This window comes from Streptomyces sp. NPDC031466 (genome assembly GCF_055581265.1).
Genome location: NZ_JBVIJT010000009.1, coordinates 143,119 through 166,537 on the forward strand (window position 1 = coordinate 143,119; position 23,419 = coordinate 166,537).

Annotated in this window: 14 protein-coding genes; 10 read left to right on the plus strand and 4 right to left on the minus strand. The window is 72.2% G+C overall.

What is annotated here, in order from left to right; all coding sequences use genetic code 11:
• Positions 1-128: 128 nt before the first annotated feature.
• The 3 genes from ACZ5GP_RS23215 (at position 129) to moeZ (ending at position 3,061) form a co-directional block, all read left to right on the plus strand.
• A complete protein-coding gene (locus tag ACZ5GP_RS23215) occupies positions 129-1,082 on the plus strand; it encodes an NAD-dependent epimerase/dehydratase family protein (RefSeq protein ID WP_468752654.1) in 954 nt (317 codons plus the stop codon).
• The gene (locus ACZ5GP_RS23220) at positions 1,070-1,819 is read left to right on the plus strand and encodes a spherulation-specific family 4 protein (protein ID WP_468752655.1); all 750 of its coding nucleotides are present in this window, start codon (positions 1,070-1,072) and stop codon (positions 1,817-1,819) included. Before ACZ5GP_RS23215 ends, ACZ5GP_RS23220 begins: the two co-directional genes overlap by 13 nt.
• 63 nt (positions 1,820-1,882) lie before the next feature.
• On the plus strand, positions 1,883-3,061 hold the full coding sequence (gene moeZ, locus ACZ5GP_RS23225) for an adenylyltransferase/sulfurtransferase MoeZ (protein WP_468752656.1): 1,179 nt from the start codon (positions 1,883-1,885) through the stop codon (positions 3,059-3,061).
• A 77-nt stretch (positions 3,062-3,138) separates the two neighbouring features.
• Here moeZ and ACZ5GP_RS23230 read toward each other — a convergent pair whose 3' ends face one another.
• The 3 genes from ACZ5GP_RS23230 to ACZ5GP_RS23240 all read right to left on the minus strand — a co-directional run bounded on the left by ACZ5GP_RS23230 (position 3,139) and on the right by ACZ5GP_RS23240 (position 9,217).
• Entirely contained in the window at positions 3,139-4,674 is a 1,536-nt protein-coding gene (locus tag ACZ5GP_RS23230) for an alpha/beta hydrolase (RefSeq protein ID WP_468752657.1), read from the minus strand.
• A gap of 75 nt (positions 4,675-4,749) precedes the next feature.
• Entirely contained in the window at positions 4,750-6,297 is a 1,548-nt protein-coding gene (locus ACZ5GP_RS23235) for an alpha/beta hydrolase (RefSeq protein WP_468752658.1), read from the minus strand.
• A 136-nt stretch (positions 6,298-6,433) separates the two neighbouring features.
• Positions 6,434-9,217, minus strand: a complete 2,784-nt coding sequence (locus ACZ5GP_RS23240; protein ID WP_468752659.1) for a lysylphosphatidylglycerol synthase domain-containing protein — start codon at positions 9,215-9,217, stop codon at positions 6,434-6,436.
• 185 nt (positions 9,218-9,402) lie between these two features.
• Here ACZ5GP_RS23240 and ACZ5GP_RS23245 point away from each other — a divergent pair, with 185 nt between their 5' ends.
• From ACZ5GP_RS23245 to nudC, 6 genes are all read left to right on the plus strand, one after another.
• The gene (locus ACZ5GP_RS23245) at positions 9,403-9,894 is read left to right on the plus strand and encodes an MGMT family protein (protein ID WP_468752660.1); all 492 of its coding nucleotides are present in this window, start codon (positions 9,403-9,405) and stop codon (positions 9,892-9,894) included.
• Positions 9,895-10,061: 167 nt separating this feature from the next.
• A complete protein-coding gene (locus ACZ5GP_RS23250) occupies positions 10,062-13,763 on the plus strand; it encodes an ATP-dependent helicase (protein ID WP_468752661.1) in 3,702 nt (1,233 codons plus the stop codon).
• 97 nt (positions 13,764-13,860) lie between these two features.
• Complete coding sequence (locus ACZ5GP_RS23255) at positions 13,861-14,559, plus strand: hypothetical protein (RefSeq protein WP_468752662.1); 699 nt, start codon at positions 13,861-13,863, stop codon at positions 14,557-14,559.
• Between the two features lie 76 nt (positions 14,560-14,635).
• Positions 14,636-18,256, plus strand: coding sequence for a UvrD-helicase domain-containing protein (locus ACZ5GP_RS23260; RefSeq protein WP_468752663.1), 3,621 nt, complete (start codon positions 14,636-14,638; stop codon positions 18,254-18,256).
• Between the two features lie 10 nt (positions 18,257-18,266).
• A complete protein-coding gene (locus ACZ5GP_RS23265) occupies positions 18,267-19,670 on the plus strand; it encodes a dipeptidase (protein ID WP_468752664.1) in 1,404 nt (467 codons plus the stop codon).
• Positions 19,671-19,749: 79 nt separating this feature from the next.
• On the plus strand, positions 19,750-20,697 hold the full coding sequence (gene nudC / locus ACZ5GP_RS23270; RefSeq protein WP_468752665.1) for an NAD(+) diphosphatase: 948 nt from the start codon (positions 19,750-19,752) through the stop codon (positions 20,695-20,697).
• Between the two features lie 30 nt (positions 20,698-20,727).
• Here the strand turns inward: nudC and ACZ5GP_RS23275 are convergent, their stop codons facing one another.
• Positions 20,728-20,970 carry a mycoredoxin gene (locus ACZ5GP_RS23275; protein ID WP_468752666.1) on the minus strand — a complete coding sequence of 81 codons (243 nt, stop codon included), beginning with the start codon at positions 20,968-20,970 and terminating at the stop codon, positions 20,728-20,730.
• Between ACZ5GP_RS23275 and ACZ5GP_RS23280 the strand changes: the two genes are divergently transcribed.
• Complete coding sequence (locus tag ACZ5GP_RS23280) at positions 20,969-23,329, plus strand: ATP-dependent DNA helicase UvrD2 (RefSeq protein ID WP_468752667.1); 2,361 nt, start codon at positions 20,969-20,971, stop codon at positions 23,327-23,329. The two genes, ACZ5GP_RS23275 and ACZ5GP_RS23280, sit on opposite strands and share 2 nt — an antisense overlap.
• Positions 23,330-23,419: the final 90 nt, after the last annotated feature.

Sequence of the window (23,419 nt, forward strand, 5' to 3'; positions counted from 1 at the left end):
GACCACTCTCCCGCGGGGCCGACACCGCGGGCCTCATCCCGTGACCCACGGCAACATCCCTAAGGAGAAAGACAAATGATCACCGGAAGTCGACTCCGCGTCCGCGCGGCCACCCCGGGAGGCGCCCGATGAGGGTGCTGCTGATCGGAGCCAACGGATACCTCGGCCGGTTCGTCGCCGACCGGCTGCTCGCCGACCCCGCGGTGCAGCTCACCGCCCTCGGCCGGGGCGACGACTCTGACGTACGGTTCGACCTCGCCAGCGGCAGCCCCGGAGCGCTCACCCGCTTCCTGGACGCCGTGCACCCGGGCGTCGTCGTCAACTGCGCCGGCGCCACCCGCGGCGGCGCCCGCGAGCTGACGCGGCACAACACCGTCGCCGTCGCCACCGTCTGCGAGGCCCTGCGCCGCAGCGGCTGCGGCGCGCGGCTGGTCCAGCTGGGCTGCGGCGCCGAGTACGGGCCCAGCCAGCCGGGCTCCTCGACCGCCGAGGACGCCGTGCCGAGGCCCGGCGGCCCCTACGGCGTCAGCAAGCTGGCGGCGACCGAACTGGTCCTCGGCTCCGGGCTCGACGCCGTCGTCCTGCGGGTGTTCTCGCCCGCGGGGCCCGGCACGCCCGCGGGCTCGCCGCTCGGGCGGCTCGCCGAGGCCATGCGGCGCGCCATGCAGGCGGGGGACGGCGAGCTGAAGCTCGGGGGCCTCGGGGTGCAGCGGGACTTCGTCGACGTACGCGACGTGGCACGCGCCGTGCACGCCGCCTCCCTCTCCGCCGCCCAGGGCGTCGTGAACATCGGCTCGGGCCGTGCCGTGCGCCTGCGGGACGCGGCCGCCGTGCTCGCCCGCGTCGCCGGGTACGGCGGCGCCCTGCACGAACTCGACCAGGTGCCCGTCCGCGGGGTCATCGGCCACCCCCGCGCGGAGGGGGAGCACGGGTCCCCGGCCGCGTATCCCTACCCGGACGGCTGCGGCAGCTGGCAGCAGGCCGATGTGCGCACCGCCCGCGACCGGCTCGGCTGGCGGCCGCGGATCAACCTCGAGGAGTCGCTCGCCGACATCTGGATGGAGGCCGCGTGTCGCATCTGACCAGGCCCACCAGAGGCTCCGCGAGCACCGGCGTACGTGTCGGCTTCGGCGTACCCGGCTTCGCCCACCCGCTCCTCGCGCCCACCGAATGGGCCGAACTCACCCGGCCGGGCACCCCTTTGAAGTGGGTCGTCCTGAATGTCGCGAACGGCCCGGGTGAGCGGCCCGATCCGCACTGCCTGGAAGCGGCGGGACGGCTGCGGAACGCCGGTGTCCGCGTGCTCGGCCATCTCGACGCGCGGTACGGCGCACGCCCCTTCGGGGAGCTGGTCCGCGACGCGCACCACTACGTCGACTGGTACCAGGTCGACGGTTACTCCCTGGACCGCTGTCCCACGGAGCGGACCGCGCTCCCCGAGGTGCGCGGGACCGTCGCCACACTGCGCGCGCTCGTCGGCGACGCCCACATCGTGCTCGGTCACGGGACGCACCCGGATCCCGGATACGCCGAGACCGGCGACCAGTTGGTGACCTTCGCCGGCCCCTGGAGCGATTACCGCTGGTCGCAGGTGGCCGAGTGGACGGCCGAGCATCCACCGGAGCGCTTCTGCCACTTCGTGCACGGCGTGCCGCGCGGGCACCTGGAGGAGGCGCTGCGCATCGCCCGCTGGCAGGGCGCCTCGACGCTCTACTTCACCGACCGGGTGGAGGGGGCGGGCGCGGGGGCTCCCTGGGAGTCCATGCCCGGGTACTGGGACGAAATTGTCTCGCGTATCGGAACGGGTGTCTCGGAATGAAGAAGGGCGTGGCAGTGTTACGGAGAGAACAACCGTACGTAGGAACCGACCAACGGAGTCCCCGTGTCGCTGCCACCCCTGGTCGAGCCCGCCTCTGAGCTCACCGTCGACGAGGTCCGCCGGTACTCCCGCCACCTGATCATCCCCGATGTCGGGATGGACGGGCAGAAGCGGCTGAAGAACGCCAAGGTGCTGTGTGTCGGCGCCGGCGGCCTCGGCTCCCCGGCACTGATGTACCTCGCCGCGGCCGGTGTCGGCACGCTCGGCATCGTGGAGTTCGACGAGGTCGACGAGTCCAACCTCCAGCGGCAGATCATTCACAGCCAGGCGGACATCGGCCGCTCGAAGGCGCAGTCCGCGAAGGACTCGGTCCTCGGCATCAACCCGTACGTGAACGTGATCCTCCACGAAGAGCGGCTCGAGGCCGACAACGTGATGGACATCTTCGCCCAGTACGACCTGATCGTCGACGGCACCGACAACTTCGCCACCCGCTACCTGGTCAACGACGCGTGCGTGCTCCTGAACAAGCCGTACGTGTGGGGTTCGATCTACCGCTTCGACGGCCAGGCCTCGGTCTTCTGGTCCGAGCACGGCCCCTGCTACCGCTGCCTGTACCCGGAGCCGCCGCCGCCCGGCATGGTCCCCTCCTGCGCCGAGGGCGGGGTGCTCGGCGTGCTGTGCGCGTCGATCGGCTCCATCCAGGTCACCGAGGCGATCAAGGTCCTCACGGGCACGGGCGAGCCGCTGGTCGGCCGTCTGATGATCTACGACGCCCTGGAGATGCAGTACCGCCAGGTCAAGGTCCGCAAGGACCCCGACTGCGCGGTCTGCGGCGAGAACCCCACCGTTACCGAGCTGATCGACTACGAGGCCTTCTGCGGCGTCGTGTCCGAGGAGGCCCAGGAGGCGGCGGCCGGTTCGACGATCACTCCCAAGCAGCTCAAGGAGTGGATCGACGAGGGCGAGAACATCGAGATCATCGATGTCCGGGAGGTCAACGAGTACGAGATCGTCTCGATCCCCGGCGCCAAGCTGATCCCCAAGAACGAGTTCCTCATGGGCACCGCCCTGGAGAGCCTCCCGCAGGACAAGAAGATCGTCCTGCACTGCAAGACGGGTGTCCGCAGTGCGGAAGTCCTCGCCGTCCTGAAGTCGGCGGGCTTCTCCGACGCGGTCCACGTGGGCGGCGGCGTGATCGGCTGGGTCCACCAGATCGAGCCCGACAAGCCGGTCTACTAGGCACGGCGCCCGAGCGGCTCAGGTCTGCTCGGGAGGGGCCCCGCGGCGATGGTGCGGGGCCCTTGCCATGTCGTCGGTCAGGACTCGCAGACCTTCCCGTCCTTCGGTGTCCTGCCGCGCAGCAGGTAGGCGTCGACCGTGTCGTCCACGCACTCGCTGCCGTTGCCGTACGCCCCGTGGCCCTCGCCCTTCCAGGTCATGTGGACGCCCACGCCCTTGCCCAGCTCGTCCGCCATCTTGCGGGCGCCCTCGTAGGGGGTGGCGGGGTCGCCGGTGTTGCCGAGGACGAGGATCGGGGCGGAGCCGGGCGCGCTCACGTCGGGGGAGTCGTGCAGACCGGCCACCGGCCAGTCGTGGCACCAGCCGGCCGTGTCCCACGCCAGGAACTCCCCGAAGACCGGCGATATGCCGCGGAACCGGTCCAGGCGCTTCTCGGCCTCCCGCGCAGTGGAGCGGTCCTTGGCGTCCAGACAGGAGATCGCCCGCTGCGCATGGCTCTGCGTGCTGTAACGGCCCGAGGGGTCGCGTTCGTTGTAGGCGTCGGCCAGCCGGAGCAGCGCCGTGCCGTCGCCCTTCCCGGCGTCCCGCAGGGCCCCGGTCAGCGCGGGCCAGGTCTGCTTGCTGTACAGGGTGACCAGGACGCCCGTGCTCGCCAGGGACTCGGTCAGCTTCCGGTCGCCGGAGGTGCGCATCGGCTCGCGGTCCAGGCGCGCGAGGAGCTTCTCTATCCTCTTGGCGCCCGCCTTGGGGTCCTCGCCCTGGGCCGTGAAGTAGTTGTCGAGGGCGCGCTGGAAGCCGCGCGCCTGGTTCTCCGCGTGGCCGACCGAGTCCGCACTGGGGTCGCTGACCGCGTCCATGGCGAGGCGGCCGACGCGCTCGGGGAACAGGTGCGCGTAGGTGCCGCCGAGTTCGGTGCCGTACGAGATGCCCATGTAGTGCAGCTTGTCGTCACCGAGGGCCTGGCGCATGAGGTCCATGTCGCGGGCGGCCTCGACGGTCGACACATGCCCGATGAGCTTCTTGGCACCCCGCGCGCAGCCCGCGCCGAAGTCCGCCGCGTCCTTGAAGTACGCCTTCTCCTCGGCCGGGGTGTCCGGCGTCAGGTCGACCTTCTCCTCGGCGGCCTGGGTCGCCTTGTCGTCCCGGCAGCGCACACCCTCGCTGGCGCCGACCCCGCGCGGGTCGAAGCTCACCAGGTCGTACCGCTCGCGCAGCGTGCCGTACATGTCGGCGAAGGACGGCAGGCCGGAGACGCCCGAGCCGCCGGGCCCGCCGAAGTTGAACAGCAGGGAGCCGATGCGGTCGCCCTTGCCGGTGGATCGGGCGCGGATCAGGGCGATGCCGATGGTCTCGCCGTCCGGCTTGGCGTGGTCCAGCGGGACCTGGAGCGTCGCGCACTGCCATGCGGCGCCCGGCGCGGTGCCGCCCTCGGGGGCCTTGCACCCGTGCCAGTCCAGCTTCTGCGCGGCGCGGCCCTTTCCGGCGCCCCTCTCCTCGCTTCCCCCGCTCTTCCCGTCGTTCTTGTCGTCGGAAGAGCCGCCGCAGCCGACGGCGACCCCCGCCAACAGCACTCCAGCGGCGGCCAGTGCCGCGGACCGTACGAAACGCTGCATGTGGCGCTTCCCCCCTTGGAAGACAGTCACGCCATAGTAGGCGGGGTCACTGACAGTTACGTGGCCGGGCTTTTCTCAGGAGCAGACGGTGCCCGCCCCGGGGACCTTGCCGTCCAGCAGATAGCCGTCCACCGCGTCGCGCACACACCGGTTCTCGCTGTCGTACGCCCCGTGCCCCTGGCCCTTGTACGTCAGCTCGACGCCGACGCCCTCGCCGAGCGCCCGCGCCATCGCGCGCGCACCCTCGTACGGCGTGGCCGGGTCGCCGGTGTTGCCGATGACGACGATGGGCGGCGCGCCCTTGGCCGAGACGTCCGGGTGGTCGGCCTGGCCCGGGACGGCCCAGTCGGTGCAGCCGACCATGCCCCACGCCAGATAGTCGCCGAACAGCGGTGACGCCTTCCGGAAGGCGGGGAGGCGGTCCTCCACGTACCGAGTGGAGTAACGCGCCTTGTCGTCCGCGCAGTTGATGGCGACGTTGGCGGCCTGGATGTTGCTGTACTCGCCGTCCTCGTTCCGGCCGTTCATCGAGTCCGCGAGCGACATCAGGATCCTGCCGTCACCGTCGTACGCCTCTTCGAGCCCCTGGGTGAGGTACGGCCAGAAGTCCTTGGAGTACAGCGACTGGGCGATGCCGGTGGTGGCGGCCGTCTGGGTCAGTTCGCGCGGGGGCAGGCCCGGGATCGGCTTGGCGTCCAGGTCCTTCAGGAACGTGGCGATCTTGTTCTTGACGTCCCGCTCCGTGTCGCCGACCGGGCAGTCCGCGACCTTGGAGGTGCAGTCCTTCGCGAAGTTGTCGAGCGCGAGCTGGAAGCCCTTGGCCTGGCCGAGCGAGCTCTCCTCGGCGTTCTGGGTGGGGTCGACGACGCCGTCGAAGACGGCCCGGCCCACGCGTGCCGGGAACAAGTGCGCGTAGACCCCGCCGAGTTCGGTGCCGTAGGAGATGCCGAAGTAGTGCAGTTTGTCGTCGCCGAGCACCTGGCGCATGAGGTCCATGTCGCGGGCCGCGTCGGTGGTGCGTACGTGGGGGAGCGTCTTGCCGGAGTTCTTCTCGCAGGCCTTGTTGAACGCCTTGACGTTGTCGACCAGCTTCTTCTTCTCGGCGTCGTCGTCGGGGGTGGAGTCCTGCTGGAAGTAGGTGTCGAGCTGTTCGTCGTCCTCGCACGCGACGCCCGCGCTGCGGCCGACCCCGCGCGGGTCGAAGCTCACCAGGTCGTAGCGGGTGCGCAGCTTGGCGTACTCCGCACCGAAGGCGGGCAGCGTGGTGACGCCCGAGCCGCCGGGGCCGCCGAAGTTGAAGACGAGGGAACCGATGCGCTCACCCTTGTCGCCGCTCGCGGCGGCCTTGATCAACGCGATGTCGATCGTGTCGCCCTTCGGCTTCGACCAGTCGAGGGGCGCCTTCATGGTGGCGCACTGCCACTCGGCGCCGCCGGGCAGCGGGGAGGGCGCCTCGCCCCCGCCCTCGGACGCGGCGGGCGCGGGACAGTCCTTCCAGCTCAGCTTCTGGGCCGACAGGTCCTCGTCCTTGGCGTCGCTGTCGCCGCACGCCGCGAGCGTGACGGATAGGAGCAGGGTGGCGGCGGCCAGGGCGCCGGCGCGTGGCTGGGGCGGTGAGGGCATGTGCCCATCCTGCGCGGGGCCCTGCCCGGCCGCTCGGGGCACGGGCCGAGCGGGTGAGGTGGAGGTGCGTGGGCGGGCGAGCGCGGCGGCGTGCTGCTGGGGGCGGGGTGAGCCGCTCCCAGCGCTCCGCGGAGCGTTAAAGCAGCCCCTTCCTTGTGAGGTGGTTGAAGAACAGCCAGCCGGGGAGCACCGGGAGCCACAGGGTCAGGAGCCGGTAGAGCAGCACGGCGGGCGCCGCCACCTCCTTGGGGACACCGACCGCGATCAGACCGACCGTCAGTGTCGCCTCGACCGCGCCCACACCGCCGGGAGTCGGCGCCGCCGATCCCAGGGCGTTGCCCGCGAGGAAGACCACCGCGACGCTCGCGAGACTCAGCGAGGTCATCTCCTCGTTGCCGAAGGCCCGCACGGAGGCGTCCAGGCAGAGCACGAACATCAGGGTGAGCAGCAGCATCCCGCCGATGCCGGTGAGCAGCTTCTGCGGCCGCTGCAGCACATCCAGCATGCGCGGCACGACACCGGCGAAAAGCGACCGCACGCGCGTGACGATGAATTTCCGCAGGAACGGGATCGCCGTCACGACGAGGACGAGCACCGCGACCGACAGCAGCCCGGCGATGACCGTGCGGGACGGCGTGAACGACGGCGTCTTCTCCGTCCCCGTGAGATAGCCGAAGATCAGCAGCAGCAGGATGTGCGAGCCGAGCCCGAAGAGCTGCGAGGCGCCGACACTCGCGACCGCGAGGCCGGAGCGCACTCCGGAACGCTGGAGGAACCGCGTGTTGAGCGCGACACCGCCCACCGCGGCGGGCGCCACGATCTTCACGAACGACCCGGCGACCTGCGCCGCCACCGCCCGCAGGAACGGCACCCGCTCCGGCACGAAGCCCAGCAGGCTCATCGCGGCGGCGAAGTAGCTCAGCGCGGAGAACCCGACGGCGGCGGCCACCCAGCCCCACTCGGCCTCCTGGAAGAGCTTGCCGAACTCGACGTGGGTGAGCTGCGACAGCAGGAAGTACGCGCCGATGGCGCCGGCGATGAAACTGATCAGCGTGCGGGGCCTGATCCGCTCCAGCTGCGCCGGCTCGACCGGCGCCGTCGGGCGGATGAGCAGCACCTGATGGCGGATCTGGGTGAGCAGGTCCTCCTCGCGGGCCTGCTCCAGGGCGTCTTCTATGGCCTGCTTCTCGGCCTGCTGCTCCTGCTTGGCCGCCTGCTTCTCGGCCTTCTGCGACGGCTTGTGCGGCTGGAGCGTCTGGTGCGCCTTGTCCGCCGAGTCCTCCGCGGCTGCCTCCGCGCGCACGCTCCTGGACCTGCGGGAGGCCTCCAGGACGGCCTCGCGCTCGCGCTGGGACCGCTCCCGGGCCAGTCTGCGCAGGGTGGCGCGGGTGGAGCGGGTGAGGGCGATGGGCTGCAGCAGCGGGAGGCAGTCGGCCACCGCGTCCGGACCGATGACCTCGACGGCGGAGGCGACCGCCCGCTCGGCGCCCACCCGCAGGCCGAGGGTGGTCAGGAGCTGGGCGATGTCCATCCGCAGGACCAGGTCGCCCGCGGCGATCTCACCGCCGCGCAGGTCCGTCAGGATGACCGCGCCGGAACGATCCACCAGGACCGCGTCGCCCGCGAGCCTGCGGTGGGCGATGCGCCGGGACTGCAGCGCCCGTACCTGCCGCCAGGTCTCGCACAGCAGCTCGTCGGTGACGGCCTCGTCCGGCAGGGAGTCCAGGGAGTGGCCGCCGGTGTGCTCGTACACGAGCATCACGGCGTCGGGGCCCAGTTCGGAGGTGGCGATCAGCTTCGGGGCGTTGGCCCCGGCGGCGATCGCCGCGTAGGCGAGCAGGGCCTCCTGCTCCAGGGCCTGGCGCAGCGACTGCAAGCTGCGCCGCTGCGTGATGCCGCGCAGTGTCAGCCTGCGCCAGACGCGGTAGAAGAAGCCCTGCGCCTGCTGCTCCCGGTCGATGACCGTGACGTCGAGGGGCGGCCCGTCCTCCAGGGTGACGAAATAGCGGCGGCCCCGGTCACCGTGCTCGCTGTCCGGGGACTCCTCACGGGAGGCGCTCACGGGCCGGAAGCCGACGTGCCGCAGGCCCGCGAGCAGGGTCTGCCCGGTGGGCCGTACGTTCGGCGAGCCGACCGCGTAGAGCGTGCCGTACGCCACGGTCCAGCCGATGAGCACCGTCAGAAGGATCGAGAACGGCGTGGTGTAGCCGGTGACGAGCATCGTGAACGCGTCGAGCAGCAGCACCACGAACAGCACCAGGCGCCAGCGCGGCCTGCGGGACATGCCGACCGCCGTCATGTACGCGATGACGGGCGCGAGGTAGCCGTGCACGGGGTCGGTGAACGCGTGGAGGTCCGCAGGGGACGGTTTGGTGAGCGCGTCCTGGATGGAGTCCGGGGCGGCCTTGGCGACCCACAGGTCGGTGGCCAGCGTCACACCGTGGGCGAGGACGGCCGCCAAGACCCCGTCGGCGATGCGCAGGCCGTCGCGTTTGATCAGCCGTTCGATCGCGAACGCGACCGGGACGAGCAGCACGCCGATGCTGGCGACGAGCCCCGCCACCTTGATCAGCAGATCGGGGGCCTGATCCGTGCCCTTGTCGATGTCCTGTTCGAGCCCGGACGTCGTGCCGTGCGCGAACGCGGCGATCGAGAGGAGCACCACGAGCGCGAGGACGCCGACGAGCAGCCGCATGAGGTCGGAGGGGCGGTGCACGCGCGCGGAGAGCAGCGGTTCGTCGCGCTCCACGCGGTCCGAATGGGCTCCGCCCTCGGCGCAGTCGTCGGGGCCGAGGCTGTCGACGTCGTTCGTCGGGACGGGCTCACCGGTGTCCAGGTGTGACTCGGACGCAGAGGTGCCCGCCTTCTCATCGGGATGCACGCCCTGCTGCTCCGTCGTCTCTTCTTGATCTCGTATCACCAGTCACCGCCCGCACGATGGTGGCATGCCGCGTCGTCGCAGGGGGGCATCAGGGGGCAACGCGAGGACGCGAAGTGGTCACGAAACGGCACATCGCGGACCCCGGAGCGCCCCGTGGGCCGCCTCCCGGGGCCCTGCGCGGCAGCCCGGCCACTGTGTCGGTGGGGTACGGCAGGATGGTCCGGATGAGCGAGCAGAGCCGAGCGGGACAGACGCCGCCCGAGGCGGAACAGGCGCTTCCGGAGTACGCGGAGCGGGTCCTCGGCGTCGCGGAACTGATCCCTCCGGGGCGCGTGATGACGTACGGAGATGTCGCCGAGTGGCTGGAGGAGGGTGGCCCGCGCCAGGTGGGACGCGTGATGGCCCTCTACGGAGGGGGTGTCCCGTGGTGGCGTGTCGTGCGCTCCGACGGCGTCCTGCTGCCGGGGCACGAACTGCGGGCCCTGGAGCGCTACCGCGAGGAGGGCACCCCCTTGCGCCAGGCTGCGCGCGCCGCCCAAGGGCACGTCCCGAAGCTCGACATGCGGCAGGCACGATGGGACGGGTGTGATGTGCGCGACGTGAGTGATGTGCGTGACATCGCGGAGGGGGCGGAGGTGATGTCGGTCCGTCCCTTGGGGGCGCAGGGCGACGGCACGGATGACGCGCGCCCGCAGGCTCCGAAGGCTCACACCTGACAGCTTCCGGCATCGGGAGGCCCGGCGGGGAGTCGGTGGCCCGTACGGGGGAACCCACACGTCCCCCGTGCCCACTGGCGTAGCGTCGACAGCGCGCATCCCCGTCACCTCATGACCCCCGCGCGCCCACTTCTCGACCAGCACCCCCACCAGGACCGGCGACCCACGTGAGTTCCCCCTCTTCCGCCCGGCACATCCGGCACCCGTCGCACCACCAGGTACGACAGGGGTCCCCGGGTGCCTACCGACTGGTGCGCACACCGCCGGCTCGGACGGAGCCCCCTCGCTTGGACGCAGGTCAGCGCGCGGTGGTTGACCACAAGAGCGGTCCGCTCCTCGTCCTCGCGGGCCCCGGCACGGGCAAGACGACCACCCTGGTGGAGGCCGTCGCCGCGCGAGTCGCCCGGGGGGCGGACCCCGCACGGCTGCTGGTCCTCACCTTCAGCCGCAAGGCCGCCGTCGAACTGCGCGACCGCATGGCGCTGCGCATAGGGGCGGCACGCGCCCCACAGGCCACGACGTTCCACTCGTTCTGCTACGCCCTCGTCCGGGCCCACCAGGACGCCGAGCTGTTCGTCGAGCCGCTGCGGCTGCTGTCCGGTCCCGAGCAGGACGTGGCGGTACGAGAGCTGCTCGCGGGCCAGATCGACCTCGCGAAGGAGGGCCGGGGGCACGTCCGCTGGCCGGACGAACTGCGGGCCTGCCTCACCACCCGCGGCTTCGCCGACGAGGTGCGCGCGGTGCTCGCCCGCAGCCGCGAGCTGGGCCTCGGCCCGGCCGCCCTCGACGCCTTCGCCCGCCGCAGCGGCCGGCCCGACTGGGGGGCGGCGGCGGCCTTCCTCGCCGAGTACCTGGACGTGCTCGACCTGCAAGGAGTACTCGACTACGCGGAACTGGTGCACCGCGCGGTGCTGCTCGCGCGCCGCCCCGAGGTGGCGCGGGCACTCGGCACGCAGTACGACGCCGTCTTCGTCGACGAGTACCAGGACACCGATCCGGCACAGGTACGGCTGCTGCACGCCCTCTCCGGAGGCGGCCGGACCCTCGTCGCCTTCGGAGACCCCGACCAGTCGATCTACACCTTCCGAGGTGCCGATGTGAACGGCATCCTGGAGTTCCCGTACGACTTCCCGCGCGTGGACGGCACGCCGGCGCCGGTCGAGGTCCTGACGACGTCCCGCAGGTCCGGCGCGCAGCTGCTCGACGCCACCCGGCTGCTCACCCGCCGCATGCCGCTCACCAGGCTGCCCGCGGAGAAGGTGCGGGCCCACCGGGAGCTGACGCCGGTCAGGGACGGCGGCCGGGTCGAGGTGTACACGTATCCGACGGCCGGTACGGAACTGGACAACATCGCGGACATCCTGCGCCGCGCCCACCTGGAGGACGGCGTCCCCTGGGGCGACATGGCGGTCCTGGTCAGGGCCGGCGCCCGCACCATCCCGGCGGTACGCCGCAGCCTCAGCGCGGCGGGCGTCCCCCTGGAGATCGACGGCGACGACATCGCCCTGCGCCACGAGCCGGCGGTGACACCGCTGCTGACCGCGCTGCGGGCGGTGGCCACGGCGGTCATCTCGGAGGCGTCCACCGACCCTTCCGCCCCGGAGACGGTGACCTCGGACCCCTTGCCCGGCCCCGACACGGCGCCGCCCCTCGCCGAAGCGACGTCCTCCGCAGAAGCCACGCCTTCCGCAGAAGCCGCCCCGCGCACGGGAGACGCGCCCTCCGAAGCGGGCACGACCGGGGTCGCGGCGGACGGGGCCGCAGCAGGCGTACCGGGGAATGCGGCGGGCGCACCCGGGATCGCGGCGGACACGACCGGGACCGCAGCAGGCGTACCCGGGAATGAGGCGGGCGCAGCCGGGATCGCAGCAGGCGCGGCCGAGACCGCAGCAGGCGGGCCCGGGAATGCGGCAGACGCGGCCGAGACCGCAGCAGGCGCGCCCGGGACCGCGGCGGGCACCGCCGCGACCGCTCGCACCGTGCCCTCCTGGCTCGACACCGAGACCGCACTGACCCTGTTGACCTCCCCGCTGGCCGGGATGGACGCCGCCGACCTGCGCCGGCTCGGTCGCGCCCTGCGCGAGGAGGAGCGCGCGGCGGGCAACCACCTGCCGCCGCCCTCCGACGAACTGCTGGCCCGCGCCCTCGCCGAGCCCGAGCGGCTCGTCGCGCACGACCCCGCCTACGCCCGGGGCGCCCAGCGGCTCGGCGCGCTGCTCCGCAAGGCCCGTGAACGCCTCGCGGGCGGCGGCACGGCCGAAGAGGCCCTGTGGGAGCTGTGGGACGGCACGCCCTGGCCCGCGCGTCTGGAGCGCACCGCGCGGCGCGGAGGAGCGGCGGGCCGCAACGCGGACCGCGACCTGGACGCGGTGTGCGCGCTGTTCGCCGCCGCGGCCCGCGCCGAGGAACGCATCGGCGGCCGCGGCGCCCTGAACTTCCTGGAGGAGACCGAGGCGCAGGACATCGCCGCGGACACACTCACGCGTCGCGCGGCACGCCCCGACGCCGTACGTCTGATGACGGCCCACCGCTCCAAGGGCCTCGAATGGCGGCTCGTCGTCGTGGCGGGCGTCCAGGAGGGCCTCTGGCCCGACCTGCGCCGCCGCGGCTCCCTCCTGGAGGCGGACCGCATCGGCCGCGACGGCCTCGCCGAACCGCTCACCCCCGGAGCGCTCCTCTCCGAAGAGCGCCGCCTCTTCTACGTCGCGGCCACGCGCGCGCGAGAGCGCCTCGTCGTGACGGCGGTCAAGGCCCCCGCGGACGACGGGGACCAGCCCTCCCGCTTCCTCACCGAACTCGGCGTCGAGCCCAAGGACGTGACCGGCCGCCCCCGCCGCCCCCTGTCCGTGGCCGCGCTCGTGGCCGAGCTGCGGGCCACCACCGTCGACCCGCGCGTCTCGGAGCCCCTGCGCGAGGCGGCCGCCCAGCGCCTGGCACGCCTGGCCGCGCTCAGCGACGGCGAGGGGCGCCCGCTGGTGCCCTCGGCCCACCCCTACCGCTGGTGGGGCATGTACGAGCCGACGGTGAGCGAGGTCCCCCTGAGGGACCGCGACAAGCCCGTGGTGCTCTCCGGAAGCGCACTGGACCAGCTCGCCAACACCTGCTCCCTGCAGTGGTTCCTGGGCCGCGAGGTGAAGGCGGACGCGCCCGCGACCGCCGCCCAGGGCTTCGGCAACGTGGTGCACGTCCTCGCCGACGAGGTCGCCTCCGGACGCACCCCCGCCGACCTCGCCGTCCTCATGGAGCGCCTCGACTCGGTGTGGGACGCCCTCGCCTTCGACGCCCCCTGGAAGTCGGCCCAGGAGAAGGAGCACGCGCGCGTGGCGCTCGAACGCTTCCTCCAGTGGCACGTCGACTCCAACGGCACGCGCGGCGGCCGCACACCCGTCGCCAGCGAGCACAGCTTCGACGTGACGCTCGAAGCGGGCCCCTACGAAGTGCGCGTACGAGGTTCGATGGACCGCGTCGAGCAGGACGCGGAAGGCCGCGCCTACGTAGTGGACTTCAAGACGGGCAAGCACGCCCCGACCGCCGCCGAGGTCGCCCGCCATCCGCAGCTCGCCGTCTACCAGCTCGCGATCCGCGAGGGCGCCGCCGACGACGTCTTCGCGGGCGCGCGTCCCGAGCCGGGCGGCGCCGAACTGGTGCAGCTGCGCCAAGGCGCCGCCAAGAAGAACGGCGGCGACACCCTCCCCAAGGTGCAGGCCCAGGAGCCCCTCTCCGGAGAGTGGATCGGCGACCTCCTCGCGACGGCCGCGGGCAAGGTGCTCGACGAACGCTTCACGCCCACCACGGGCCAGCACTGCACCCACTGCGCCTTCCGCGCCTCGTGCAGCGCGCGCCCGGAGGGGCGGCAGGTCGTGGAGTGACCTGGTGCCGGAACACTCCGTCCAGCGATCTAAGGTCTCAGTAAAGACATGCTGTGCACCGATCAGCGGTGCACCATTTTTGAGGAGACACGTACATATGGCAGCCAATCGGAAGCTCCTTGCGGTGGCCGTCGCCTGCTCCGCCGCCGTCATCGGCCTGGCGGGCTGCGGCAGCGACGACGAGAAGAAGGACCCCTTCGAGGGGATGAGCGCCGACAAGATCGCCAAGAAGGCGTCCGACGCCTCCAAGGACGCGGGCTCCTTCCGGGTCTCCGGCAAGGGTGAGCAGGACGGGAAGTCGATCAAGGTCGACTTCTCGGTCGCCAAGTCCGGCGAGTGCAAGGGCAAGATGGACGGTGGCGCCCAGGGCGCCGCCGAGCTGCTCGTCGTCGACGGCAATCAGTACATGAAGGGCGACGAGGCGTTCTGGAAGGACGCCATGGGCGGCTCCCAGGCCTCGCGTCTCAAGGACAAGTGGGTCAAGACGCCCAACCAGAAGAAGGAAGGCGCCTGCCAGGCGGACGACATGTTCAAGTCGGGCGAGCTGAAGGGCCTCAAGCGGGAGAAGGACGCCGAGGTCGACGGCAAGACGGCGGCCGTCCTGACCAAGAGCAAGTCGGGCAAGAAGTCCACCTTCTACGTCGCCGCCGAGGGCAAGCCCTACTTCCTGAAGGTCGTCAACACGGGCAAGGACGACCCGGGCACGATGTACTTCTCCGACTACGGCAAGCCCGTCGAGGTCAAGGCCCCGCCGGCCGGCGAGATCATGGACCTCAAGGAACTCATGAGCTCCTGACGCACGCGTGTGACGGCGGTGGCCGCGGGCGACCGGCTCGTCCCGGTTGTCAGTGGCCACCGCTAGCCTCTCTGACGTGCCACCTCGTATCACCGACCCCGAGCAGCTCAAGGAGCTCCTGGGGATCCCGTTCACCCCGGAGCAGACGGCCTGCATCACCGCGCCGCCCGCCCCGCAGGTGATCGTGGCCGGAGCCGGCTCCGGCAAGACGACGGTGATGGCGGCCCGCGTGGTCTGGCTGGTCGGCACCGGCCAGGTCGCCCCGGAGCAGGTCCTCGGCCTGACGTTCACGAACAAGGCGGCGGGTGAGCTGGCCGACCGGGTGCGCCAGGCGCTGATCAGGGCCGGCGTCACCGACCCGGAGGCCGTGGACCCGGACAATCCGCCGGGCGAGCCGGTCATCTCCACGTACCACGCCTTCGCGGGCCGCCTGCTGACCGACCACGGCCTGCGCATCGGCCTGGAGCCGAGCTCCCGGCTGCTCGCCGACGCCACCCGCTTCCAGCTCGCCGCACGCGTGCTGCGCGAGGCCCCAGGGCCCTATCCGGCCCTGACCCGCTCCTTCCCCGACCTGGTCAGCGACCTCCTCGCCCTCGACAGCGAGCTGGCGGAGCACCTCGTACGACCCGAGAGCCTTCGCGCGTACGACACCGGACTGCTGCGCGCCCTGGACGGCGTGAAGCTCTCCAACGCCGACCTGCGCAAGGTCCCCGAGACGGCGGCGGCTCGTCTGGAGCTCGCCGAACTCGTCGGGCTGTACCGCGCGGCCAAGCGCTCCCGGGACCTCCTCGACTTCGGCGACCAGATCGCCCTCTCCGCGACGCTCGCCCGCACGCGCGCGGAGGTCGGCGAGATCCTGCGGGAGGAGTTCCGCGTCGTACTCCTCGACGAGTACCAGGACACGTCCGTCGCCCAGCGCATCCTCCTGTCCGGCCTGTTCGGCGGCGGCACGGGCCACCCGGTGACGGCGGTCGGCGACCCCTGCCAGGCGATCTACGGCTGGCGCGGCGCCTCGGTGGCCAACCTCGACGACTTCCCCGAGCACTTCTCGTACGCCGACGGCCGCCCCGCCACCCGGCACGCGCTCAGCGAGAACCGCCGCAGCGGCGGCCGCCTCCTGGACCTCGCCAACACCCTCGCGGAGCCCCTGCGCGCGATGCACGCGGGCGTGGAGGCACTGCGCCCCGCGCCCGGCGCCGAGCGCGACGGCATGGTGCGCTGCGCCCTGCTGCGCACGCACGCCGAGGAGATCGACTGGCTCGCCGACTCGATCGCCCACCTCGTGCGCACCGGCAAGGCCCCCGGCGAGATCGCCGTCCTGTGCCGCACGGCGACGGACTTCGCCGAGATCCAGGGCGCGCTCGTCGCCCGTGACATCCCCGTGGAGGTCGTCGGCCTCTCCGGCCTCCTCCACCTTCCCGAGGTCGCCGACCTCGTGGCCGTCTGCGAGGTCCTCCAGGACCCGGGGGCGAACGCCTCCCTGGTGCGGCTGCTCACCGGACCACGCTGGCGGATCGGCCCCCGCGACCTCGCCCTCCTCGGCCGCCGCGCCCGCCTCCTCGTCCGCCCCGGGCACACCGCCCCCGAAGACCCGGACCGGCGCCTCGCCGAGGCCGTCGAAGGGGTCGACCCGGCCGAGGTGATATCCCTCGCGGACGCCCTCGACACCTTCCTGGAGTCCCCCCTGGGCCCGGACGACGCGTCCGGCCGGGACGACGGCCTGCCCTTCTCCGCCGACGCCAGGGTGCGCTTCGCCCGGCTCGCCGCCGAACTGCGCGAACTGCGGCGATCGCTGTCCGATCCGCTGATGGACGTCCTGCACCGCGTGCTCGCCGTGACCGGCCTGGAGGTGGAGCTGTCCGCGTCGCCGGGCGCCCTCGCGGCCCGCCGCCGCGAGACCCTCTCCAACTTCCTGGACGTCGCCGCCTCCTTCGCCGCGAACGACAGCGGCGCGACGCTGCTCGCCTTCCTCGGCTTCCTGCGCACCGCCGCGCAGTACGAGAAGGGCCTCGACAACGCCCTGCCGGGCGGCGAGAACACCGTCAAGGTGCTCACCGCCCACCGGTCCAAGGGCCTGGAGTGGGACGTCGTCGCCGTCCCCGGGTTGGTCGACGGCACCTTCCCGAGTGCTCAGGGCCGCGAGAAATGGACCGCCCAGGCCAAGGTCGTCCCGCACGAACTGCGCGGCGACGCGGCCACCCTGCCCGACATCGAGACGTGGGACGCCAAGGGCATGAAGGCCTTCCACGAAGCCATGAAGGACCACCAGCGCACCGAGGAACTGCGCCTCGGTTACGTGACCTTCACCCGCCCCCGCTCCCTGCTCCTGGGCTCGGGCCACTGGTGGGGCCCCTCCCAGAAGAAGCCGCGCGGCCCCTCGGACTTCCTGTGGGCCCTGCACGACCACTGCGTGGCCGGCCACGGCGAGATCGAGGCCTGGGCCGACGAGCCGGCCGAGGACGAGGAGAACCCCGCCCTGCGTGAGGCGAGCGCCGACCAGGCGTGGCCTTTGCCGCTGGACGACGCCTCCCTGGCCCGCCGCCGCGCCGCCGCCCGGACCGTCCTCGACCATCTGGAGCGCCTGACACGCGACGGCACGCCGGAACCCGCCCGCTCCCACACGGAGGTCCACCCGTCGGCGCACGACGACATCCCGCCGGCCGAGGACCCGCAGTGGCCGCCCCCTCCAGAGGACGAAGACGGCCCCTACGGAGACGTCGATTTCCCTGACGCCTACAGGGACACCGTTTTCCCCGACGCCGAAGCCGGCGCCGACCCCGCGGACTGGGACTCCTTGGCGACGGAGCGCCCCACGATCCCGCGCCCCGCGGACACCCCTCCCGCCGAGGGAAGCGGCCCCGCCGGTCCCGCCGCGTCGGCGGCTCACGCGCGCGTATCGCTCCCCGCGCAGCCTTCCGGAGCGCGCCCGCACCCCGCCGACCGCGAAGGCACCCGGGGCGAGCAGACCCGTCTCACGCCCGAGGAAGCCCGCACCCTCGCCTCCTGGGACCGCGACCTGGACGCCCTCGCCGGAGAGCTCCTGCGTGCCCGAGAGGCCGTCAGGGACGTCCCCGTGCCGTCGTCGCTCACCGCGTCCGAGCTGATGCGCCTGGCCGCCGACCCCGACGGTTTCGCCAAGGACCTCGCCCGGCCCATGCCCCGCCCGCCCCAGCCCGCCGCCCGCCGCGGCACCCGCTTCCACGCCTGGGTCGAGTCCCGCTTCGAAGAACTGACCCTGCCGATGCTCGCCCCCGAGGACCTCCCCGGCGGCGGCCCGGACGAGGCCGAGATCGCCGACGAGCGCGATCTGGAAGCCCTCAAGGAAGCCTTCGAACGCACCGAGTACGCCCGCCGCACGCCCCACCGCGTCGAGGTGCCCTTCCAGTTCGTCATCGCCGGCCGCGTCATCCGGGGACGCATCGACGCCGTCTACAAGGAAGGTGACGGAGACGACACGACGTACGAGATCGTCGACTGGAAGACCAGCCGCACCCACAGCGCCGACCCGCTCCAGCTCGCCGTCTACCGCCTCGCCTGGGCCGAGCAGCAGGGCGTCCCCTTGGAATCGGTGAAGGCCGCCTTCCTGTATGTGCGCAGCGGGGAGACGGCCCGGCCGAGGAACCTCCCGGGCCGGACCGAGCTCGAACGCCTGCTCCTCGCGGAACCACCGGACGAGCCCGCCCCGGACGGCGGATAGGCTCGTGACCATGAGCGAGACACCGGACAGCGCCGTCCGCACGTACATCGAGAACCACCGTGCCGCCTTCCTCGACGACCTCGCCGAGTGGCTGCGCATCCCGTCCGTGTCGGCCCAGCCCGACCACGCCGGGGACGTGCGCCGCAGTGCCGAGTGGCTCGCCGCCGCCCTCAAGGAGACCGGCTTCCCGACGGCTGAGGTCTGGCAGACCCCGGGAGCGCCCGCCGTCTTCGCCGAGTGGCCCTCGGACGACCCGCAGGCCCCGACGGTGCTCGTCTACGGCCACCACGACGTCCAGCCGGCGGCCCGCGAGGACGGTTGGACGACCGACCCCTTCGAGCCGGTCGTCCAGGGAAACCGTCTTCACGCGCGCGGGGCGGCCGACGACAAGGGCCAGGTCTTCTTCCACACCCTCGGCGTCCGGGCCCACCTCGCCGCCACCGGCCGCGGCGCGCCGGCCGTGAACCTCAAGCTGCTCGTCGAGGGCGAGGAGGAATCCGGCTCCCCGCACTTCCGCGAGCTGATCGAGGCCCACAAGGAGCGCATCGCCGCCGACGCGGTGATCGTCTCCGACACCGGGATGTGGTCGCGGGACACTCCCACGGTCTGCACCGGCATGCGCGGCCTTGCCGAGTGCGAGATCGTGCTGCACGGCCCCGACCAGGACATCCACTCCGGCTCGTTCGGCGGCGCCGTGCCGAACCCGGCCACCGAGATCGCCCGCCTGGTCGCCGCCCTGCACGACGAGCACGGGCGCGTGGCGATTCCCGGCTTCTACGAAGGCATCACGGAACTGACCGACCGCGAGCGCGAACTCTTCGCCGAGCTGCCCTTCGACGAGGAGCGCTGGCTGCGGACCGCGAAGTCGCACGGCACCCGGGGAGAGGCCGGATTCACCACCCTGGAGCGCGTCTGGGCCCGCCCGACGGCCGAGGTCAACGGCATCGGCGGCGGCTACCAGGGCGAGGGCAGCAAGACGATCATCCCGTCGTCCGCCCTGGTGAAGATCTCCTTCCGGCTGGTCGCCGGCCAGGACCTGGCACACGTCGAAGAGGCCGTACGGGCCTGGGCCGCCGACCAGGTGCCCGCCGGAATCCGCCACACCGTCACCTTCAGCCCCGGCACCCGCCCGTGTCTGACCCCGCTCGACCACCCGGCCCTCGAGTCCGTGGCCCGCGCGATGGGCCGCGCTTTCGAGCAGCCGATCCGCTTCACGCGCGAGGGCGGCTCCGGACCCGCGGCCGACCTCCAGGACGTCCTCGTCGCACCCGTGCTCTTCCTCGGCATCTCCGTCCCGTCCGACGGCTGGCACGCACCGAACGAGAAGGTCGAGATCGACCTCCTCCTGAAGGGCGTCGAGACGGCCGCCTACCTGTGGGGCGATCTCGCGGAGAACTGGCGCGATGCGCCCTGACCGCCCCCGCGACGCCGCCCACGTCCTGCCGCACGCCTGGCTGAACCCACCCATTCCACCGGGGGAGTAGGAAGCACCTGTGACCACCTGGACCGACAGCACCGCCGAGCGCCCCGTGTCGTTGACCGAGCCGAGCGGCATCGACCGCGCGGCCCATCACCGCATGGACGAGGCCTGGCTGGCCGCCGCCTGGAGCCACCCGACGACCCGGGTCTTCGTGGTCTCCGGCGGCCAGGTGCTCATCGACGAGACGTCCGAAGGCCGCACCGAGCTGGTGATGACCCCGGCCTTCGAGGCGCCGCTCACCGAGGAACACCGTTACTTCCTCGGCACCGACGACGACGGCGTCAGCTACTTCGCGCTTCAGAAGGACACCCTGCCGGGCCGCATGGACCAGTCGGCGCGCCCGGCCGGGCTGCGCGAGGCGGGGCTGCTGCTCTCACCCCGGGACGCGGGCCTGATGGTGCACGCCGTCGCCCTGGAGAACTGGCAGCGCCTGCACCGCTTCTGCTCCCGCTGCGGCGAGCGCACGGTCATCGCAGCGGCGGGCCACATCCGCCGCTGCCAGGCGTGCGGCGCCGAGCACTACCCGCGCACGGACCCCGCGGTGATCATGGCGGTCAGGGACGGTGCGGACCGCATCCTGCTCGGCCGGCAGATGCACTGGCCGGAAGGGCGCTTCTCGACGCTCGCGGGCTTCGTCGAGCCGGGCGAGTCCATCGAGCAGTCGGTGCGGCGCGAGGTCTTCGAGGAGGCGGGCGTCACGGTCGGCGACGTCGAATACGTCGCGAGCCAGCCCTGGCCGTTCCCCTCCAGCCTCATGCTGGGCTTCATGGCCGACGCGACCTCCTCGGAGATCAACGTCGACGGCGAGGAGATCCACGAGGCCCGCTGGTTCTCCCGGGAAGACCTGCGGGCCGCATTCGAGTCCGGGGAGGTCCTGCCTCCTTACGGCATCTCGATCGCGGCCCGACTGATCGAACTCTGGTACGGCAAGCCCCTGCCGAAGCCGGGGACCGTGGGCTGACCGGCCCCGGCCCCCGGCCTTCGCCGCACCTCAGGCGCCGAGCTTCTGCTTCACCTGGGCGAGCGAGGGGTTCGTGAGCGTCGAGCCGTCCGGGAAGAGAACGGTGGGAACTGTCTGGTTTCCGCCGTTCGCCTTCTCGACGAAGGCCGCCGAGTCGGGGTCCTGCTCGATGTTGATCTCGGTGTACCCGATGCCCTCGCGGTCCATCTGGCCCTTGAGGCGGCGGCAGTAGCCGCACCACGTGGTGCTGTACATCGTCACAGTGCCCGGCATGTGTGTCGTGCTCCTTCGTAGCTCGGGTGCGTCTCGCACTGAGACGAACGTACGGGACCCGGCCGCCATTCCCGCATTAGTACGACCGCACCCGCCCCCCTGTGGACAACCGGCTCGCCCGCCCCCGGCGACCTGGCAGCATGGCAGGGTGACATCAGCAACGCACACCACCCTCTTCCCGCAGGTCCCGGACTCTGCCGACGCGGTGCTCGCCGGGCTCGACCCCGAGCAGCGCGAGGTGGCCACCGCCCTGCACGGGCCGGTGTGCGTCCTCGCGGGCGCCGGCACCGGCAAGACACGGGCGATCACCCACCGGATCGCCTACGGGGTGCGCGCCGGCATCCTCCAGCCCGCCAGCGTGCTGGCCGTCACGTTCACCAACCGCGCCGCCGGCGAGATGCGCGGCCGACTGCGCCAGCTCGGCGCCTCCGGCGTACAGGCCCGCACCTTCCACTCCGCGGCCCTGCGCCAGCTCCAGTTCTTCTGGCCGAAAGCAGTCGGTGGCTCCCTGCCGAGGATCGTCGACCGGAAGATCAAGCTGGTCGCGGACGCGGCCGCCGCCTGCCGCATCCGCCTGGACCGCAACGAACTGCGCGATCTGACCAGTGAGATCGAATGGTCCAAGGTCACCCAGACCGTCCCCTCGGACTACGCGGCCGCGGCGGCCAAATCCGGCCGTCTCGTCCCGCGCGACCCCGCCGAGATCGCCCAGCTCTACGCCGCGTACGAAGACCTCAAGCGCGACCGCGCCGTCATCGACTTCGAGGACGTCCTGCTCCTCGCCGTCGGCATCCTCCAGGACCGGCACGACATCGCCGAGCAGGTCCGCACGCAGTACCAGCACTTCGTGGTGGACGAGTACCAGGACGTGAGCCCCCTCCAGCAGCGCCTCCTGGAGCTGTGGCTGGGGGAGCGCGACAGTCTCTGCGTCGTCGGCGACGCCAGCCAGACGATCTACTCCTTCACCGGCGCCACCCCGGACCACCTGCTGAACTTCCGCACCCGCCACCCGGGAGCCACGGTCGTCAAGCTGGTCCGCGACTACCGCTCCACCCCCCAGGTCGTCCACCTTGCCAACGGCCTGCTCTCCCAGGCCCGCGGCCGTGCCGCCGACCACCGCCTGGAGCTGATCTCCCAGCGCGATCCCGGCACGGAACCGGTCTACACGGAGTACGCGGACGAGCCGGCCGAAGCCGAAGGCGCCGCCCGCCGCATCCGGGCCCTCCTCGCCGACGGCGTCCCCGCCAGCGAGATCGCGGTCCTCTTCCGTACGAACTCGCAGTCCGAGATCTACGAACAGGCACTCGCCGACGCCGGCGTCCCCTACCAACTGCGCGGCGCCGAGCGGTTCTTCGAGCGCACCGAGGTCCGCGAGGCGGGCGCGGCCCTGCGCGGCGCCGCCCGCTTCGGGGGCAACGACGCGCTCCTCGACGACGTGGTCGACCTGCCCTCCCAGGTACGGGCCGTGCTGTCGACCAAGGGCTGGACGCACCAGCCCCCCGCGGGCTCGGGCGCGGTCCGTGACCGCTGGGAGTCCCTGGCCGCGCTGGTGCGCCTCGCCGAGGACTTCGCGCGGGCCAAGCCGGAGGCGACCCTGGCCGACCTGGTGGCCGAACTGGACGAGCGGGCGAACGCCCAGCACGCCCCCACCGTCGAGGGCGTCACGCTGGCCTCGCTCCACGCGGCCAAGGGCCTGGAGTGGGACGCCGTGTTCCTCGTCGGTCTCGCCGAGGGCATGATGCCGATCACCTACGCCAAGACCGACGAGCAGATCGAGGAAGAGCGCCGCCTCCTCTATGTGGGGGTGACCCGCGCCCGCACGCACCTCTCCCTGTCCTGGGCCCTGTCCCGTTCGCCGGGCGGCCGTCCCAACCGCCGCCCGACCCGTTTCCTGGATGGGCTGCGCCCGGGCTCCGGGGCGGGCGCCGCGGGACGCGCGGCGGGTGGCGGTCCCGGCGGCGTCGAGCGCGGCAGCGCAGGGGAGGGCCCGGCGACGGCGGTCGGCCGCGTGCAGCGCAAGAATCGCGCCCCGGCCCGCTGCCGGGTCTGCGGCAGGACTCTCACCGACGCGGGCGAGCTGAAGCTCATGCGGTGCGAGGACTGCCCGTCGGACATGGACGAGGGGCTCTATGAACGGCTGCGGGAATGGCGTGCCGTCCAGGCGAAGCAGCTGGGGCAGCCCGCGTACTGCGTCTTCACGGACAAGACCTTGATCGCCATCGCGGAGGCCGTGCCGGACGACGAGGGCGAGCTGGCGCGCATCCCCGGGGTCGGTGTCCGCAAGTTCCACCGCTTCGGCGCCGAGGTGCTCGCCATCTGCGCAGGTCAGGACTATGTAAGGGGCGCCGACGACGAGTGATTCAAACTCGTCGAAAAAATAGTTTGCGCATGCGCAAGGATGACCCATAGGTTCTTAAGCACGGGAACGGCGGCTTCTCCGAAGCCCTGG

Bases quoted from the DNA above. Each gene is read 5' to 3' on its own strand.
- ACZ5GP_RS23215 (WP_468752654.1), top strand. From the start codon at position 129: ATGAGGGTGCTGCTGATCGGAGCCAACGGATACCTCGGCCGGTTCGTC.
- ACZ5GP_RS23230 (WP_468752657.1), bottom strand. From the start codon at position 4,674: ATGCAGCGTTTCGTACGGTCCGCGGCACTGGCCGCCGCTGGAGTGCTG.
- ACZ5GP_RS23235 (WP_468752658.1), bottom strand. From the start codon at position 6,297: ATGCCCTCACCGCCCCAGCCACGCGCCGGCGCCCTGGCCGCCGCCACC.
- ACZ5GP_RS23245 (WP_468752660.1), top strand. From the start codon at position 9,403: ATGAGCGAGCAGAGCCGAGCGGGACAGACGCCGCCCGAGGCGGAACAG.
- ACZ5GP_RS23255 (WP_468752662.1), top strand. From the start codon at position 13,861: ATGGCAGCCAATCGGAAGCTCCTTGCGGTGGCCGTCGCCTGCTCCGCC.
- ACZ5GP_RS23265 (WP_468752664.1), top strand. From the start codon at position 18,267: ATGAGCGAGACACCGGACAGCGCCGTCCGCACGTACATCGAGAACCAC.
- ACZ5GP_RS23280 (WP_468752667.1), top strand. From the start codon at position 20,969: ATGTGTGTCGTGCTCCTTCGTAGCTCGGGTGCGTCTCGCACTGAGACG.
- ACZ5GP_RS23275 (WP_468752666.1), bottom strand. From the start codon at position 20,970: ATGCCGGGCACTGTGACGATGTACAGCACCACGTGGTGCGGCTACTGC.